The 19,378-nt window shown below is 28.2% G+C and carries 17 protein-coding genes and 1 pseudogene; 2 read left to right on the forward strand and 16 right to left on the reverse strand.

All coding sequences use genetic code 11. The annotated features are described in order from the left end of the window. Window positions 1–237: 237 nt before the first annotated feature. The 10 genes and pseudogenes from ACJDTP_RS23160 to ACJDTP_RS23205 form a co-directional block, all read right to left on the reverse strand. Window positions 238–1,461, reverse strand: a complete 1,224-nt coding sequence (locus ACJDTP_RS23160) for a macrolide family glycosyltransferase (protein WP_406762589.1) — start codon at window positions 1,459–1,461, stop codon at window positions 238–240. Between the two features lie 159 nt (window positions 1,462–1,620). Continuing rightward, on the reverse strand, window positions 1,621–2,073 hold the full coding sequence (locus ACJDTP_RS23165; protein ID WP_077839444.1) for a hypothetical protein: 453 nt from the start codon (window positions 2,071–2,073) through the stop codon (window positions 1,621–1,623). A gap of 181 nt (window positions 2,074–2,254) precedes the next feature. Continuing rightward, window positions 2,255–3,145, reverse strand: coding sequence for a UTP--glucose-1-phosphate uridylyltransferase GalU (gene galU / locus ACJDTP_RS23170; RefSeq protein ID WP_078115238.1), 891 nt, complete (start codon window positions 3,143–3,145; stop codon window positions 2,255–2,257). Continuing rightward, window positions 3,142–4,893 carry a glycosyltransferase family 39 protein gene (locus ACJDTP_RS23175; RefSeq protein ID WP_406762590.1) on the reverse strand — a complete coding sequence of 584 codons (1,752 nt, stop codon included), beginning with the start codon at window positions 4,891–4,893 and terminating at the stop codon, window positions 3,142–3,144. The genes galU and ACJDTP_RS23175 overlap by 4 nt, the downstream gene beginning before the upstream one ends. A 378-nt stretch (window positions 4,894–5,271) precedes the next feature. Continuing rightward, window positions 5,272–7,488 carry a glycosyltransferase family 39 protein gene (locus ACJDTP_RS23180; protein ID WP_406762591.1) on the reverse strand — a complete coding sequence of 739 codons (2,217 nt, stop codon included), beginning with the start codon at window positions 7,486–7,488 and terminating at the stop codon, window positions 5,272–5,274. A gap of 13 nt (window positions 7,489–7,501) precedes the next feature. Further along, on the reverse strand, window positions 7,502–8,488 hold the full coding sequence (locus tag ACJDTP_RS23185) for a glycosyltransferase family 2 protein (RefSeq protein ID WP_171780348.1): 987 nt from the start codon (window positions 8,486–8,488) through the stop codon (window positions 7,502–7,504). Window positions 8,489–8,792: 304 nt separating this feature from the next. Next, a pseudogene (locus tag ACJDTP_RS23190) lies at window positions 8,793–9,164 on the reverse strand (methyl-accepting chemotaxis protein); the annotation flags it as partial. A 32-nt stretch (window positions 9,165–9,196) separates the two neighbouring features. Continuing rightward, window positions 9,197–10,021 carry an MCP four helix bundle domain-containing protein gene (locus ACJDTP_RS23195; protein WP_406762592.1) on the reverse strand — a complete coding sequence of 275 codons (825 nt, stop codon included), beginning with the start codon at window positions 10,019–10,021 and terminating at the stop codon, window positions 9,197–9,199. A 424-nt stretch (window positions 10,022–10,445) separates the two neighbouring features. Further along, complete coding sequence (locus ACJDTP_RS23200; protein WP_023974698.1) at window positions 10,446–11,612, reverse strand: iron-containing alcohol dehydrogenase; 1,167 nt, start codon at window positions 11,610–11,612, stop codon at window positions 10,446–10,448. A 475-nt stretch (window positions 11,613–12,087) separates the two neighbouring features. Next, on the reverse strand, window positions 12,088–12,684 hold the full coding sequence (locus tag ACJDTP_RS23205; RefSeq protein ID WP_406762596.1) for a metallophosphoesterase: 597 nt from the start codon (window positions 12,682–12,684) through the stop codon (window positions 12,088–12,090). Window positions 12,685–12,754: 70 nt separating this feature from the next. Between ACJDTP_RS23205 and ACJDTP_RS23210 the strand changes: the two genes are divergently transcribed. Continuing rightward, window positions 12,755–13,513 carry an IS630 family transposase gene (locus ACJDTP_RS23210; RefSeq protein ID WP_171779704.1) on the forward strand — a complete coding sequence of 253 codons (759 nt, stop codon included), beginning with the start codon at window positions 12,755–12,757 and terminating at the stop codon, window positions 13,511–13,513. A 25-nt stretch (window positions 13,514–13,538) separates the two neighbouring features. Then, a complete protein-coding gene (locus ACJDTP_RS23215) occupies window positions 13,539–13,805 on the forward strand; it encodes a transposase (RefSeq protein WP_171779705.1) in 267 nt (88 codons plus the stop codon). Between the two features lie 31 nt (window positions 13,806–13,836). Here the strand turns inward: ACJDTP_RS23215 and ACJDTP_RS23220 are convergent, their stop codons facing one another. From ACJDTP_RS23220 to uraA, 6 genes are all read right to left on the reverse strand, one after another. Continuing rightward, on the reverse strand, window positions 13,837–14,214 hold the full coding sequence (locus tag ACJDTP_RS23220; RefSeq protein ID WP_406762593.1) for a hypothetical protein: 378 nt from the start codon (window positions 14,212–14,214) through the stop codon (window positions 13,837–13,839). Between the two features lie 387 nt (window positions 14,215–14,601). Then, complete coding sequence (locus ACJDTP_RS23225; protein WP_406762594.1) at window positions 14,602–15,213, reverse strand: histidine phosphatase family protein; 612 nt, start codon at window positions 15,211–15,213, stop codon at window positions 14,602–14,604. Window positions 15,214–15,238: 25 nt separating this feature from the next. Further along, window positions 15,239–16,249 (reverse strand): type II toxin-antitoxin system antitoxin SocA domain-containing protein, encoded by a 1,011-nt coding sequence (locus tag ACJDTP_RS23230; RefSeq protein ID WP_406762595.1) that lies wholly within the window; start codon window positions 16,247–16,249, stop codon window positions 15,239–15,241. A gap of 38 nt (window positions 16,250–16,287) precedes the next feature. Next, complete coding sequence (locus ACJDTP_RS23235; protein WP_271810360.1) at window positions 16,288–16,689, reverse strand: hypothetical protein; 402 nt, start codon at window positions 16,687–16,689, stop codon at window positions 16,288–16,290. 185 nt (window positions 16,690–16,874) lie between these two features. Next, window positions 16,875–17,483, reverse strand: coding sequence for a thioester domain-containing protein (locus tag ACJDTP_RS23240; RefSeq protein ID WP_241394389.1), 609 nt, complete (start codon window positions 17,481–17,483; stop codon window positions 16,875–16,877). 210 nt (window positions 17,484–17,693) lie between these two features. Continuing rightward, the gene (uraA, locus tag ACJDTP_RS23245; RefSeq protein WP_171772990.1) at window positions 17,694–18,986 is read right to left on the reverse strand and encodes a uracil permease; all 1,293 of its coding nucleotides are present in this window, start codon (window positions 18,984–18,986) and stop codon (window positions 17,694–17,696) included. Window positions 18,987–19,378: the final 392 nt, after the last annotated feature.

The raw sequence follows: 19,378 nt of genomic DNA on the forward strand, positions 1-19,378 counted from the left end.
TAATATAAAGTTAATAATCAATTATATATAGCTTTATTTCTTTTTGAAATATTATAATAAATATACTATACATAAATTATAATATTATATTTCATTTAATGCGAATTTCTTCCATATAAATTATAAATTTTTAAAATAAATATCGCATAATTCAAATGAATTTGCGATATTCTAGCACCTTATGTTTATATACAATAAATCTAAAATAATTAAATTTGATTTATCAATAGCTAAATCCTATTTCATAGAATTTTTCAGCTTTATTATTTCATCAACTCCAACTTTATATCCTCCTGCTTCCCTTAAGGATTCACCTATCTTCTCACTGTTAAGCTTAAAGTTATCATCTGATAGTATCTCAGCTACACATTTATTTAGTGCTTCCGGCGTAATTCTATCTTTTTCTATCACAATTCCTGCGCCAAGTTCAGCCACCCTATTAGCCACAAAAGGTTGATCAACCGATTGAGGTATTAAAATTAATGGTATGTTAAAGTATAAACCTTCATTTGTACTATTCATGCCACCATGAGTGATAAATACATCTGCATATTTTAATACCTCTAATTGTGGTACATAGTTACGAACTATAAAGTTTGATGGGATATTTTTAAATATGCTTATATCAATTTTTCTACCTACAGACATAATAACTTTTACATTCATATTGCAAAAAGCTTTAAAGCAACACTCATAGAATTCAATAGAATTATTGAATATAGTTCCTAGCGATATATAAATTACCTTCTTATCCTCATTATTTGATAAATCAAAGTCAATACTTTCTTTTCTATCTATTACTGATGACCCAATAAATTTATAACTTTCATCAAAACTTTCGCTATATGGTTGAAAATACTTAGATGTATATACAATATTAAGCATTCCTTTCTTTCCAGATCTCTCTACCATACTAGGAAACTTTATATTATACTTCTCTTGTAATTCATTGACAAAGTCCACATAATTATGACTGCTTAGAATTTCTTTAATCTTTGGCTTAGCTCCTTCCATCTTTAACTTAAATTTTTGTGAGATTGGCAGATCTAACAAACTTTTTATTATTTTTTCATTTATTGCAAAAATGCTACTAGAAGAAATTGTTGGTATATTTAATACTCTTCCAACTTCTTCACCTAATATAAACGAAGAATCGTAAATAATATAATCAAATTTTTCATCTAATTTGAAGATCTCTTCGATTATTTCTTTAAAAGTATTAAGGGCATTCAATAGTTTTTCATTAGTTTCTAAATTTAAACTACTGGTAATTAAACTAGATAAATCAAATAAGTTTTTATGCCCAATAAACTTGGCACCTGTTTTTTCTATTTTATCTCTAAACTCTTCTCCTGCTATATATGTAACATCTTCTCCTCTATTTATGAGTTCCCTAACTATTCCTATAGTTGGATTAACATGTCCGTGACCTAACATATTTACAAATAAAGCTTTTGACATTCTTTTCACTCCTTTGCCCTTATTATATCTATATTTGTGATCTACAAATATTTGTTTTTTGCAAGACTTTAAATATTAATTTTATATTATCTAATGTTTATTTAAAAAATCCACGTATTACTAAAAAGTAATCCATGGATTTTTATTTTTAAGAAAGATTTAAAACCGCTTATTTGGTTGGATTTGATATGCTGCCATGCTTATATTTTGGCAATACTCCGCATCAAAGTCTGGTACATCCCAATCTATTTCAGATTTATGAAATACTCCTTCATTGTGACTACCTTTTTCTATATATACTTCTCCATCCTGTATTATTGTAACTGGCATCAAGCTTCCAAACTTTACAGCTACTGGACCTTGTATAGTTTCATCGCTCATTTGCATAAATTTTCTATCCTTAGGAATAAAAATTCCGTCACATTGCCAATCACTAGGAATAGTTTCTCCTGAGTGGAGAACATACCACGAATTATCATAGTTTCCTCCATCTGTTTCCCTTCTTGGTCCATATACAACAATTGTTTCAGATGTTGAATTCGTTATTATAGCATTCTGATCCTTATGTTCTAGCTTTTTTTTAGTCGCAATAGTCATAGTTGAACTACTCATATTTCTCCTCCTTTGATTACTTTTTATCTTACGTTACTAATATACCCAACATTAATTAACTATACTCATACTATAAATTTGTTTTTCCTAACTATTGATATATTAATTTATTTATAAAATGTTTTTATACAAACAGGGAAAATTATATAAAGTTTGCATCACCTAGACAATGTATTATATTTTAATGAATCAAATCTAGATTAACACTTCTATCTCTTAAATCTGACAAGTACGTTATAAAATCATCCTTTAAATCATCACGCTTTAAAGTAAATTCTATATTAGCTTGAAGGTATCCTAGCTTATCACCAACATCATACCTTTTTCCTTCAAAGCAATAAGCATATACTGCTTCTTGTCTTGTTAATTCTTTTAGCGCATCTGTCAATTGAATTTCTCCTGATTTTCCTGGTTTAGTACTTTCAAGTATGTCAAATATATCTGGAGTTATTATATATCTACCCAAAATAGCTATGTTAGATGGTGCCTCTTCAATTTTAGGCTTTTCCACCATATCACTAACCTTATAAAGTCCATCTTCAATTTCTATACCTTTTATTATTCCATATTTCGGTATATTGCATTCAGCAATTTCTTGAACGCCTAATACTGAAGTCTTATATTTATCGTAGCAATTTATTAATTGTTTTAGACATGGGATTTCATTATCAACAATATCATCACCAAGCATTACTGCAAAAGGTTCATTTCCCACAAAATTTTTGGCATGACTTATTGCATCTCCAAGTCCTTTAGGTTCTTTTTGGCGTGTATAGTAAATATCCACCATATTGGATATACTTTGTACCATCTTAAGCAACTCGTCTTTTTTACTATTCTCAAGCTCATCTTCAAGCTCTACAGATTTATCAAAATGATCTTCTATAGCCCGTTTATTTCTCCCTGTTATTATAAGTATTTCTTCAATCCCAGATTCAACTGCTTCTTCTACGATATATTGGATAGTAGGTTTATCTACTATAGGTAACATTTCTTTTGGCTGGGCTTTAGTTGCTGGCAAAAACCTAGTTCCAAGGCCAGCTGCAGGTATTACAGCTTTTCTTACGTTCATAACAATTCACTCTCCTTATTATCAATCTTTAAAGAAAATTTTTTAACAGTGTTATCTATAATAACTTTTACTAAATATAAAACTAATATTACATTAAATAATGAAGTTACTTTCAATAAAACCTCAAAAACTGATGTGTTTGTTTTGAAGAAAACCGTAGAGATGTTTATATAGCTAGTAATACTAAATCCAATAGCCATTATAAAAAATCTCCTGTCTTTTGAATATATAAATGCTAAAATTGATAATGCTACCGCTGGAAATAAATATCTTTCGTGCATTCCAACCGAAAACGTAAATACTCCTGCAATTTGAAGTAAGGATATTGCCGAAATATACTTTCTGTCATTCCCTTTTATATATAAAATCCATCCAATTAAAGTTGTTAGAATTATAAACATAATTCCAATTGTATGATAGCTAAATATAAAAAATGTAGTATTATCATTTTTATAATTTGCTCCTACTAAACCAAAAAAATTAAACGCATTTACAGAAGCATATGGATATTCTGATATTGTCTTTAAGTAAAGATTAAAAATCCAAATTGGACTTTGTTCGTTTACTGAAAAAGGAATTATAATTACAATTATAGTTGCTATCGCTGAAGCTGCAGCATATATAAAATTTCTAATTTTTCTTTGTCTAACTAATTCAAAGAAAAGTACTGGAAGAAATATGATTCCCTGTGGTTTCATAAGTACAGATAATGCAAACATTACTGATGAAAATGCATATTTTTTTTCATATAACAGATATATCGAAATAACAATAAGTAATGTAAATAAAGAATCAACTTGTCCCCAAAATGTAGAATCTATAAAAATTGCTGGATTAAAAATATAAAATGTAGCTAAAAAAATACTAGTTACTGTATTCAAAAACCTTTTCCCAATTCTATATATAAAATAAGCTGTCGCAACATCTGCTATTATAGATGGAATTTTAAGTAATAATATATAATACGAATTAAATACTTGTATATTTGCAATTTTTCCTATGCACCCTAATATGTATATATATACAGGTGGATAATCGGCTTGTCTAGCATTAGCATAAAATTGTGAAAAACCGTTTGCCGCAGTTTCTGCCCAACTTTTAAATAAATTAATATCATTATGTCCATTTACAAGTGTAGAAGCTGCGATTCTAAGAAAAATTCCTGTAAATATTAATATAATTATTATGAATTTTTCATCTTTATAATTAAACTTTATATTTTTTTGTTTAATTAAACAGTAAGCGCTACATGATCCAATTAAAAATACTACTGAATATATAGTTATACTTAAAAGATATCTATCATCCACTCCCCCTCTTTGAATATTGCCATTTGCCTCCCCTTGCTTAGCATTTTTATTGTTTCCTCTTTGTTTACTATTAGATCCAAATTTAGTATCACGACCTCCATTTATCCCTACACTTCCATCTTGCTGTGATTTATCATTCATTCCTTTCTCAATAGAATCAGCATTTTGTGGAACTATTCCATTTGGATCATATTGGCTATTATCACTTTTGATCTCATTATTTTCTAAATTAGATCCGCTATTGTTCAATGAAGGTATATTATCTGGTAAATTTTCGCCATCTCTTATATTTAATATTTTTTTTAATCCACCACTTTGTTCCATAGTATTAATACTTTTATAGTTTCTTACCGCATAAATACTAGAAAACATTGATACTAATAATATAAAAATCAAACCTATTCTAAATATATATTTCTTAAAGTTTACTTCATTCATCACTATTGTTTCCTTTCACAATATATAAATATATGTTGCGATTAAGTTTCTACATTCTAGCCTTAATCGATTATTTTGCTTGCGAGAATTTTAAATATATATATATTACAAAAATAATTCTTCATCATAATTCTAAAAATATTTCAAGAATTTTAGCTGTAATTGTGAATTATGAAATGTGCATTGTGAATTGCAACATATATATTGATCATTTTCTTTAAAATTTTAGGAATTTATTCTACTAAAAAAGGGCTTGTTCTTGCAAATATTAAACTATAAGAATTAGTTCTAAAACTACTAAATAGTTAAACTCTTTAGTCTTTATGTAGCTAAATCTTAATAACTTGCACTAATACATGCCCTTTTATTCTAAAAAACTTATTTTAAAATATTTGCTTCATCCTTTAAATCATATAATTGTTCCGAATTATTTCCTCCTGGTCCTCCCATATTCTGCCTTACTGAATTTATATTCTGATTATCATCTCTTGACTTATTTTTTATATCGTTACTGTCTTTAATATTTGGTTCATTACCTGATACCACATCCTTATATTGATTTTCCGGAACTAATGTTCCATTTTCAGCAACCCATTTTAGAATTTCACTACTTTCGCCTCTGCTCATGCCACCAGTGAGTACATATCTTACTTCTCCATTCTTAACCATCTCTTTAAATTCATCTAAAGAAAGAATCTTATCAGATCCTGAAAATCCACCAAGTGCCATTACTGGTTCACCAGTTTGGATTATTATACTATCAGCGCTTTGTGATGATGGTACAACAAGTGAATATTTTTCAGTTGTTATATTACTTTTTAAGAAATCAAGTAACTTCGAATTTTTACCATTGTCACTTCTTTCCTTGCCAAAACTTGCTCCACCTCTTTCGCCGTTTGAAAGAAGTTCCAATCCAGCAGTAGGAATAGTACTATTTACACTATGAGTAATTGCTGCACTTGATCCAATAAATGGTACAGTTAAAATACTAACCATAGAAATTCCTAGCAATATCTTTTTCAAATGTATGTCCTTATTATCACTTAAATTAGTATTATTTTTTCTTCTAATAAAGCTCAATAAATTTAATATTGCTAATATTGATGAAGTTAAAAAACATAATAACAAGGCTATTAAAATTATTTTTCTTATACTATCTGATAGATTATTTGAAAAATAAGATAACATCATCATATTAACAAAACCTTCTATAATTAATGATATCGGTAATAACCATGACGTCCATTTTTTTTCATTATAAAGTTTCCACATTGTTACTATTCCGATTCCAGCTAATGCTGCAGCCGGAGGTGCCATCATTGTTAAATAATATGGATGGAATAAACCTGTTGTGTAACTGAAATATATGAATTCAGGTACCAACCATAAAATCCATAATGCTAGTGATATTTTTCTTTTATTATCTAACTTTAATCTTAGTTTTTCTTTTATAGCACCAGCTACAAAACCTAACAACGCAAGTGGTAAAAACCATACTATTTGATCAGATAAACTATTTTTAGAAAATAATCTTGCTATTCCTGCTTTTGTCTGTCCTCCAAAGGTACCTTGAAGTCCACCTTGTCCTCCTAGGCCTCCTGGCATTCCTTCATTAGGTGCTTTCTGCATACTTCCGTCACCTTGTCCATCTCTATTTTCTGCTCCACTTACCATTCTATTAGTGCTTCCATTGTAATTTTCTTTATTCACTTGTTGATTCTGATCATTAATTACTTCAGTATTATTTTGAATTTGTCTATCATCTTTTTTATTATTGCTAGCATTAAATCCTTTATTTGATTTACTGCCAATTCCAAGTCTTTCTAATCCATTGTGACCAACTATAAGTTCCATAACACTATTATCTGTACTACTACCAATATAAGGTCTATTTTGTGCTGGAACTAAATCTACAATTAAAGCCCAAGATAATGATACTGACATAAGAACAAATGTGCCTATAACAATATGAACTATTCTCTTTTTTAATGTTATAGATGAAGAAAGAAGATATGTTATATAAATTGCTGGCCCAATCATATATGCTTCCAGCATTTTTATATTAAAACCAATTCCGACAAGTATTAAACTTAGATAAAGATATTTAGCTTTTCCTTTTTCAGCGGCTAGTGTAAGAGCTAAACATGCAAAGAGCAGTGTTAGAACAAGCAAGTTATCTATTGTATTGTTTCTACTTGCTGCTACAAAAACTGGAGTTACTGAGAGACATAATCCTGAAATAAGTCCAGCGGCACTTCCAAAAGATCTTTTCACTATAAAATATATAAGATAAACTGAAATTACTCCAGCTAATGCTTGTGGTAACAATATACTCCATCCGTTAAATCCAAGTATCTTAGCAAATAAGGCCTGTATCCAGAATCCCATTGGCGGTTTATCAATTGTAACAAAACTCCCTGGATCGAAGGATACAAAAAAGAAATTTTTAAGATTCAAAGTCATGCTCTTTACTCCAGCGGCATAATAACTATTCCCATATCCTTCAATTCCTATATTAGCAAAATTCAATACCGCAGATAATATTAAAATTAAAGATATACTTATATTCTCTTTAGTTAATTTTAGTTTCTTCAAATTTGTTCCCCCTCTATAAAGTCTTTTTCTCTAGATTAATAATATTATATTTTTTACTTGATCTATTATAATTTGTTGTACTAGAAATTACATAAATTGGCCTACCTTTACTTTCATCAAATATTCTTCCAATATACTGACCCATTATCCCAATACAACCTAAAACTACTCCAAACATCATCATGTTAATTCCTATCATCATAGTAAAATTCAACACGCTGCTTTTATTAATTATAGCTTTCGTAATATCAACAAACATTAAAATAATTCCAACCAGCAAAGCTATGATCCCAAAATGTCCTGCAATAATAAGTGGTTTATACGATAGTGCTGTTATACCATCACATGCCAGCTTAAACATCTTTTTTAGAGGATATTTAGTTTTTCCTGCAAATCTTTCCTGTCTTATAAATTCAACATAGGTTTGCTTATAACCAACCCAACTCACGAGTCCTCGTACATATCTATTCCTTTCAGGCAGAGCTATTAATGTATTACACACCTTCCTATCTATAAGTCTGAAATCCCCTGCATCTACTGGAACGTCAACTGTTGTCATACTTCTTAATAATCTATAATAAACTCTTGCCGTAAATTTTTTAAAAAAGGTTTCCCCTTCTCTCTTTACCCTCTTTCCATAGACAACTTCATAACCTTCTTTCCATTTTTCAATCATTTTAAGCATTACTTCTGGTGGATCTTGGAGATCAGCATCTATTACAATAATTGCATCTCCTAATGCTAAATCCATACCTGCAGTTATAGCCGCTTGGTGACCAAAATTTCTTGAAAAATTAATGAGTTTTATATTCTCATCTCTGCTACATATTTCTTCTGCTATTTCTCTTGTTCTATCTTTACTTCCATCATTCACAAATACAATTTCGTAACTTTCATTTGTAGAATCCATAACTTCTTTAAGTCTTTTATAACTTTGATTTATAACAAGTTCCTCATTATATAAAGGTACTATAACAGAATAAACTGTTTTATCATTCATATTTATCACCTCAAATATCTTTTATAAATTAAATGTTGAGTTATAAACTCTTTTAAATCTATATTTACATTCTAGAAAATAATTGTCACAGTTTTGTTACATTCCAATCACAAATTATATACATTTTAAATAAATATTATTATTAGAGATTTACCTATGAACTTATACCAATATATTTATGCGAGGAAGATTTCTCATTAAATGAAAAATAATTCACAAAAAAAGATAGCACCTCATCTTGAAAATGCTATCTTTTTTTCTTTAAATACTATAATTTTAAAGAGATCTACTTATATATAATTACTTATATCTTAAATTTGTTCACCACTTCATTTAACTTTTCTGCTAGCAGAGCCTGCTGCTCTATCTCAATTGTTGTTTCGCTTACACTATCTTTTATTGTTTCAGCGTTTTCAGATGATTTCTGTGCAATTTCAGCTGTATTTTGTACTGCATTAGTTATTTCATGAATTGTTGCTGTAAGTTCCTCTGACATATTTGCTACAAATTCTGCATCATCATAATATTGATTCCCCATATTCTTCATATCCTCAAATTTAGAATTTACATCTTCTTTTATAAAATCTAATACTTCTACGTTATTATCAGAAAAATTTCTAAACGCAGCTTGTACTTTTACTATTGTATCTTTTATAATAGTAACAGCCTGAGATGCCTCTTCCGCTAACTTCCTAACTTCTTCTGCTACTACCGCAAAACCTTTTCCATTATCTCCTTTACTAAAATACTAATATCATTTTTCATTAAAAATATTGAATTAGCTAGATCTCCAATTTCATCTTTTCGTTTTAAAATCAGTTCAGGAACTGATACTGTAAAATCTCTCTTAGCTAAAACTCTAATGCACTCTACTGATAATTTCAATGGGTTAGCAATTGTTTTAGATATAATAACTGATAAAGTAGCTGCTATCACTACTGACAAAAAACCTAGTATTATAAAAATCTTTCTAGAATAACTAAAACTATTGTTATTTTGAATATTTATTTCTTGTGCTTTATCAGTACTATATATCGCCAAAGCCTTTAAGTTTTTTTGAAATTCATCTACTTTCCCAGTTATTGATTTATACCTTTCTAAAGCCTCTTCTTGCTTCCCATCCATAGCTAATTTTATAATTTCATCTCTTGCTGCTCTATATTCTTTAAGATCGTTCTCAACTAATGGTATAATTTCTAATTCATATTGGTCAAGCTCAGTTTCTTTATACGCCTGCCAGTTGTTATCGTATGCCTTTACTCTATCTTTAATATCATTTAATTTCTTATTTTGTTCTTCAGTATCTTTTATATTCAAAATAATATTATATGTATCTGCTTCTATTGCTCTTGATTGGTTTCTATTATCATTTAACCACTGTACCGGAAGCAATCTATCTTTATACATGGATGTTACATTGCTATTTGATTGCAAATTATAATAATATCCAACTCCCCCCATAAAGATAATCAATAAAATCATTATCCACGAAAATAAGAAAATCTTCTGTTTAACTTTTAAATTATTAATCATATTTTATCCCCCTTTAAGCATTGAAAACTTAATTTAATCGTTTAATCTTTTAATTATTTAATATTTACTCCTACCCAAATATAATAATAGACCAATTAAAACTGTAAAGTTTGAACCGGCCTTTTGTAATGTTAACTGCAAACTACTATAATATTTACTAAAAACAGTTAATCACACTCTTTTATTTATTACACCAAATTACATTATGTGACTTTCATTCATCTCATAGCAATTGTTATTTTCTTAATATTAAAGTAATTTTATCATTTAAATAAAAAATAACAATAAATATTATAATTTTCCCATAATTTTTTCATAATAAAAAAGCCCTCAAAAGAGAGCTTTTTATTATGAAAATCAAAAACATTGATTTATACAATTATATTATTTTATTCTTATGTTATTAAATTTATACATCTAAGTACTATAGTTCAACCTTTGTCCCATAATATGTGCATTCAAATAATTTTTCCATTGTAGCATCATCTATTTCTCTAGGATTTGATCCTGTACATGCATCTAACACTGCATTATGAGCAATAAATGAAAGATTTGCCTTAAAATCATCCTCTGTAACCCCATATTCTTTCATTGAATGAGGAATATTTAAATCACTATTCATTTTATTAATCATTCCAATTAATGAATCAGTTAATTCTGAATCTGTACTTCCTTCTAATTTTAATGCTCTAGCAATATCAGCATATCTATCTTCGCATTTTGTTCTATTATATTGAATTACATATGGTAAGAATATAGCATTCGCACATCCATGAGGAATATGGAATACAGCACCAACCTTGTGAGCCATTGAATGAACTATTCCAAGTAATGCATTAGAAAATGCCATTCCTGCTAAACATTGAGCTTCATGCATTAAGTTTCTAGCTTCCTTGTCTCCTTCAAAAGACTTGAGTAAATTTTCTTGTACCATCTGCAATGCTTTAATTGCTAAAGGATCAGAAAAGTTTGATCTAAGCGATGCAGTATATGCTTCTATAGCATGAGTTAGTGCATCCATTCCAGTATGAGCTGTTAATGTTTTTGGCATGGTTTGAGCTAATACTGGATCAACTATTGCTATATCTGGAGTTATGTTAAAGTCAGCTAAAGGATATTTAATCTTTTCTGTGTAATTTGTTATAACTGAGAATGCTGTAACTTCTGTAGCTGTACCACTTGTTGATGGAATAGCTACAAATTTAGCTTTTTGTCTAAGCTCTGGTAAACCAAATGGAACAACCGCTTGTTCAAAAGTAAATTCTGGGTATTCATAGAATATCCACATAGCTTTTGCAGCATCTATTGGCGATCCTCCACCCATAGCAACTATCCAATCAGGTTCGAAGTTTCTCATTGCTTCGGCACCCTTCATTACTGTTTCTACTGATGGATCTGGTTCTACTCCTTCAAATAGCTCTACTTCCATTCCTGCTTCTGTTAAATAATCTTCAACTTGTTTAAGAAAACCAAATCTTTTCATTGATCCTCCACCAACAACTACAAAAGCTTTTTTGCCTTTTAAAGTTTTAAGTACTTCAAGCGCCCCTTCTCCATGATATAAGTCCCTAGGTAAAGTAAAACGTGCCATAAATTTATACCTCCTAAAATTCATCTGTCATATTTATTTGCTTTTAACCACATTAATTATGTAAAGCAATATTTATGCCAAATGTTATTATTTTATCAATTTATTATATAGGTTTATGTAATATTCTGGTATAATTTATCGCATAATTTTTATTTCATACTAATACAAATAAGGATATATTTCCCTGTAAATACAAGGTTCTAATTCATCAATCTACGTGAATTTTTCAAAATATATTAGTAGACTTATTTCTCCATTTATTGAAATTTTATAATCTAATTATTAACAATGTAGTTTTTCTAACACAAATTTACTGTATCAAAAAAATACAATTTATAAATAAAATGTTCAATTTTATTACACTGTATATTTTTAGGACATATATTCCATTCATTTTTTTATGTTTATATATTGTTCATTTTTGATTCATGATAGTTTATCTATTTAATTGCTTGTAGACACTAAAAATAATCCTTTACTTAAATGTTACATTTATATTTACTATCTCACATTTACTCCCAATCCTTATAGGCGGTCCCCACGTTCTTGTGCCACATGAAACTATTATTTGAAATTTATCCATTTTTAGATATCCATAATCAATTTTAAATACTCTTTTCGTTATTAAATTAAAAGGAAAAAACTGTCCTTTATGTGTGTGACCAGATAATTGTAAATCAATTCCTTCACTCACAGGTTCATTTAGGTTATTGGGCTGATGATCAAGCACTATTATAGGTAATTCTCCACTAATTTCATTTACAGTTTCTGATAGTTTTTTTCTTCTTATCCCGCTTATTCTTTCATAAGAGATATCTTCACGCCCTATAACATAAAAACTATCATCAATTTTTACATAACTATCTCGTAATATATTAACTCCTACTTTTTTGAAATTATTTATTCTATTTGATGAATCACCTTTATGATCATAGTCATGATTCCCCAAACATGCATAAATCCCATATTTACTTTTTATTTTTTTAAAATTACTTTGCATCTTAGAAAAATCATAATTTATCATATCTCTATTAGAATCAATTATATCTCCTGCAATTATATAAATTTTAATTACAGGTTGCTATTTAAATTTCTCATATATGGACATACTAAAATATCAAATATTTAAGCAGGAGGCCCATATGAGAAAAAGATTAACTGTTAATACAAAGCATGCATCATATGAAACTATAAAAGCGTTATATACAAGTGAGAAAAATTCCAAAATTAAAACTAGATTATTAACTATCTTGCATTTATTTGAAGGTAAATCTAGTGTTGAAATTTCTCTTCTTTTAAAACAATCTGATGCTACAATTAGAACGACTATTCATAGATATAATAAATTTGGATTAGAGGGCTTGAAAGATTTAGAACACCCTCCAAAGAAAACAATTTTAACATCCGATGAACTCGCTATTGTTGATAATATTTTAAAAGAATCACCCTATAATTCCGGGCTCAATTATAATAATTGGACTGGTGAACTTCTTGTCAATTGGGTAAGTTTAAACTTCAATAAAAAAATTTCACTTGGTACAGCTTATAATATATTTTCTAGACTTAACTACTCAAAAACTAGAGCTAAAAGATTAAGTAATAAAATTGATAAAGAAACTTTAACTAATTTTAGAGAAGAACTATCGAATTTGATAATATCAAAAGACGAAAATACTGTAATTCTCTATGAAGATGAAGCTATTGTAACATCAGAGCCGTCTGCGACTGCCGTTTGGACTAAAGTCGGAGTTCAGCCTATAGTTAAAACTTTACCAGGTGGCACAAGAAAAAGAGCTGTTGTATTTGGTGCTACTAACCCTGAGACCGGTGATCTTATCTATCAAATTTCTGATAAAGGAAATTCAGATAATTTTAAGTCTTTTTTAAAATACGGTCTCTGAAAATTATCAAAATAAAAAGGTTATATTGATTGCGGACAATGCTAGATATCATCATTTTAAAGGTATAGATGATTTCTTAAAAGGTATAGAAAATATTTCTTTTTTATACCTTCCACCATATTGTTCTGAGTTAAATGCAATTGAGCACCTTTGGAAAAATTTACGCCAAGCTGTAATTCATAATACTGTATTTGAAGTTTTTTCTCAGTTAATTCAACAAGTTAAGTCACATTTAGATGTATTAAATTTGGACAAGGGTAAATTAAAAAAGCTTTGTTATTTTATACAGTAGGTTTACCCCGTAAGATATTAGCAGTTAGTTATTAAAATTTATATAAAACAATATCTGGTTGTATAGAATTAATTTTATCTATTAGTTTATCTATTCTTTTATCCATTAAATTACCAAGATGAATATCTGATAAAAACGCTATTTGCAATTTACTTATCTTTCCTGCCTTTCTAGGTAAATCTATATTATATGGTGTAATTGTTGCGTTTTTAGCATTTATCGTTCCGTATAGAATTATAATCATTACAGTAAAAAGAATTATCAAAGCAATATAAAATAAAACATTTGCATTAAGTTTAATATTAATAGGTATAAACTGTAAAATATTACCTGAAACAAAAAAGCACTCAATTATACCAATAAATATTGCAAAGTATACTATAAAAACAAGCCAATACGATGCTATCAAGTAAATTCCATCCTGGAGAAACTTAGGTATATGGCGATTCCATATAACTCCAACTAAGCTTATTATAAATATAATAAAAAAGAAGCTAAAGTATATTTCACTATTAAAAAAAGGGATCATACTACATAAATTTTTCCAAAACCATATGCTAATGTAATAATTTATTCCAGAATATAAAATCAATATAATACTTATCATTATGTATATCATTCTTTTTTACTCCTTATGAATCATCGTAAAATATATTTACGATAATTTTATAAACTTCATTGGTAAAATAAATCTTATCTATTTATTTAGAGTAATTATTTTATGTTTAACATTTAATATATTTTGAGACCTTTTACAGAATTACATTTTTTAATTAATTCATATAACTTCCGTAATTTAATCTAAGTGAGTTGTATCATTTAAACTAACTAACATTGGCATTAAATCATCATTGAAAGTTATTTTATTAATACAAGTATTGCCAAGTGCTACTTTATGATACATTGTCATATCCCAGTCAAATATTCCTATAAGTCCAGCTTTTATTATTCCTCCATGAGCAACAATTACTATCTTCTCACCTTTATGTTTAGATACTATTTCTTGAATACACTTCTTAGCTCTACTTACCGCATTGCGGATACTAGAATCTCCACCGCAAATACAACTTTCTTTTTTATCAGTTCTCCAAGCTTTAAAAACATCAGGATACTTTTCACTAATTTGCTTAACAGTCAATCCTTCCCATTCTCCAAAATTAATTTCTCTTATCTCAGGTTCTATTATAACTTCTTTATTCGTAATTGATGCTAATATATTTGCTGTTTTAAAAGCTCTACTTAACGGACTAGCATATATCCAATCAAATTCTCCATTAAGTCTATTTTTTAATATTTGCGCTTGTTTTACTCCTTCCTCTGATAACTCTATATCTGTACACCCTTGAAATTTCCCTAAAGCATTCCATTCTGTTTCGCCATGTCTAATAAGTAATAATGTAGTTTTCATAAATTACCTCTTTCCTAAATTTATATTAAATAGATATCTTATCGAATAAATCTCTACTATAATTTTGTATATCTAATAAACTACTAATATTATATTTTTCCTTAATACTATCAAAATACTCTTGAATCAAACTTTTTTCAATCACAGTATTAAATTTACCATATTTGATACTCTTTCCATTAATAGAATTAGTTCTTGTTAATATCCAAGGAGCTTCGCTTTTAGTCATCTCCTTTAATATTTTTCCACTATAACAGCCATAAAATTTTATTATACTTTCTACAATATTCCGTTCAAAATTCTCTAACCTTAATTTGTCATTAGCAAGTATATCTTTATTAACTTTTTCATATCCAAATTGTTCATACCTTTCATATAGGCTTCGATAAAACGGACCATCCTTCCAAGCTTCGCAATCTTCTTCAAACATGAAATTACCAGTAAAGACATAATGAAATGCTTGTACGTAATATAGAAGTTTTTGGATTGATAAAGCTGTGAAATCTTCACATCTTATCAACAAGTATTTTATTACTGCATCGATTTTTTCTTCTGTCTGATCTTGAGCTAAAATATATCTAATAGCTTGTCTACTTTTATTGTAATCTACTGGATTTATTCTTTCCTTATTATTTTGCAATATAATAGAATAATAGCTAGCATTCTCATATACTTTTCTTAATAAATCACTATTGGAGACTCCAATCATATCCCCATCTAAATATCGTTCTATAGTCTTACTATTCCATCCTAACATTAGTGAAAGTGCTTCTGAATTAATTGAATACTTTATTTTAACTTTTTGTATTTCATCTGTACTAATGATATTATAATTCCTTCTATATTCTTTATATAAATTCATCAAATTATAATCACATATGTCTGACACAAAAATCTCATTACCACAAACGTTGCAAACAGCTTCTTTAGCCTTGTAGCTTACCTCTTCTTCTTTTAGTATAGATGTTCTTCTTACTTTATATACTTGATATTCCCTTTCACTAAAACAATATTCACAAAATGCTGATTTTTTCATGAGTTTATCCCTCCTTTTAGAGATGAAGATAATTCTTTTTATCTAAAAAGATATGTAATAGGCTTGTTTCTTTTATGTAGAGATACTAATACTCTACTACTATTTACTTCATTGCATATTACATTAAACTTTAAATAAATATCTACTATTTCTCTCTTATCCTCAACATTATACAATTCTTTTTGTAAACAAAATACGTAAAGATCATTTTGCTCAACTCCATTTTTTACGTTTTGAAGGCCATAACAAAAATCTTTGTAGTCTATATCGCATAGTATACTTATTCTCTTCTTTTCATTTATATTGTATTCTTCTATAAATTGAATATTTTCCGCCTTATTTTCTTCTAAAGATATAGTATATCTGTCTTCACGAACACACTCTTTAATGATTTCAACTAAATTCCTAATTTGTTCCTTACTATAATCCTTTAGCAGCAATCTTCTTCACCACCTTACTACTTCTAATAATCTAACAAAAGGTTATCATTTTAGATGATTGGTGTCAATAATAGCCAAGATTTCCTTCTAATTAACCATTAATGCTGTCACAAGGTAAATATTTTTTAGACTAATCATAAAACATTTATTATGTAACAGCATTAACATGTAATGTATAATTTTATTTATCCTTCTTGTGGTGCATATTCTGTTTGAATCGATTCTGCTTTTTCTTCAGATACTAAATCATCAGTATATACAACTATAATTTCTTGTATAGATTCATCACTTGTTTTATATACTTTACTTCTTATTTTACTTGAATATTTCCCATTTACTCCGTCATTATATATGCTCTTTATTGCATCTACTATTTTAGAGTTATTTCCTTTTATTTTATTGACATCGTATCCTTCCATTGAACTCCATATTGCTATCTGAGTAGCGAAATATGCTTCATTCTCATTATCTAGATTTAATTCAGCCACAGATCTATTTGGATATCCGGCAGCAATAACATTACGAATTGATTCACTTAGATTACTATTTGACGAAAAATTTTGTCCAGACGGATATTTTTCGTTTATCTCTAAGCAATATGCAATATTATTGCTTCCAGCAACTCTTATTCTTCTCGCTGTAAGATCATAGCCATCGTACTCAACTGTATATAATGGCTCCTTATCAGTAGTTATTTTCACAGTATTAGCATCAGCTCCAATGAAAGCAAAACTCATAATTACGTTAAAAATAATAAAATAACTTAATACCTTTATGTATTTTTTTAATTTCATTTGTATTCCTCCTATACATTTATCTTCATACATAGTTTCTCTTTTAATACTCTTATATATTCATAAATTAACTATAAAAATATAAATAGTTAAATATATCTACTTTCTTTAATTTTATACTCCTTTTCTTTAAAATAAAAAAATGCTATTAGTATTTATTAATACTAACAGCATTCTTATAATTAATTTACTTATTTATAAACTTTTGTCTTATTCTGCTTCGTTCATTATACCTAATTTATCAAATATCATAAAGCTTATGCTTAACACCATAGCAACTACTGTTGCTAGTCCCATTCCTTTAAGTTCAATAGTTCCTAAAGTTAATTTTATTCCACTCAATCCTACTATGAATATTACTGAAGTTAATATTAAATTTCTTGATTTAGAAAAATCAACTTTTTCTTCAATAAAAGTTCTTAATCCTGAAGTTGCAATAGTTCCAAATAATAAGAAACTTATTCCTCCAATAACAGGTGTTGGAATTGTGCTAATAAGTGCTGACATTTTCCCAGAAAACCCTAGCAAAATTGATACTAAACCGGCCCCACATATTACATATACACTATACACTTTAGTTAGAGCTAAAACTCCTATATTTTCACCATAAGTTGTTGTTGGTACAGAACCAAACATTCCCGAAATGATAGTTGATAGCCCGTCTCCAAGTAAAGATCTATGAAGTCCAGGATCTTTTGATAAGTCTCTTCCAACAATGCTGCTAGTAACTTTTAAATGACCAACATGTTCTGCAATTACTACGAATGTTGCAGGTAGTATAGTTAAAATTGCATTTAAACTGAAATGTGCAACCTTTATATTAGGTAAAACAAAATAATTTGCATTATTTATAGTACTAAAATCTACCAATCCCATAAAGAATGCTGTAATGTATCCAACTACCACTCCTATTAATATAGGTATAACTTTCAAGAATCCTTTTAATAAGATATTACATAAAATCACTGTAGCTAAAGTAACCATAGAAACAATTACCCATGTTATGTTTAAAGTTGGAGAATTACTTAATCCAACCGGAAAACCTGCTTGATCTGCTGCATTACTAGCTAATTCTAAACCTATAATTGTTATTATTGATCCCATGGCAGCTGGTGGAAATAATTTATTTATCCATCCCATACCTGTGTAGCCAACAATAATCGCTATTATTGAAAATGATATACCTACAAATACAAAACCGCCTTGTATAGTCTGAAAATCATATCCTTGACTATATAAAAGTAATACTGGTGATATAAAGGCAAAACTTGATCCTAAATAAGCTGGAATACTTTTTTTAGTAATAAAGGCATAAAGTAATGTACCAATACCATTAAAAAATAGCACTGTTGTCGGATCAATTTTAAAAATAAGTGGTACCAAGACTGAAGCTCCAAACATTGCAAACAAATGTTGGATACTTAATGGAATTGCTCTCTTTAAAGAAACTTTCTCTTTTACATCTATAAAATTTTTTTCACTTTTTAATGATTTATTATTCATCATATGTTCCCCCTTCTTAGCTTCTCTGAACTAAATTAAAAGTATGCTTTTACAAAAATATCATATATTCATGAGTTTTGTCAACAATTCTATACAATTTTTTTAAATATTATTGCTGAAATTTTAATATTAGTTTTTTTATAGTTGTCATAATATTGCCACAATATATATTTATAATATTACTTGAAACAAGATAAAACATTATTTTACTCCTATAAAAAATACTATGACCCATATAAGAATAGTTCATTTCACCCTAGTGAACTATTCTTTTTGTTGCGTGAAATATTTTTTACGCTACACTAATTATACTTTACACTACTTTACAATAAAATTAACTGACTCCGTCATGCGAAGCAATAAAATCTATTACATCTTTAGCAGTTGATATA

The organism is Candidatus Clostridium helianthi (genome assembly GCF_045310795.1).
Classification (GTDB): Bacteria; Bacillota; Clostridia; order Clostridiales; family Clostridiaceae; genus Clostridium; species Clostridium helianthi.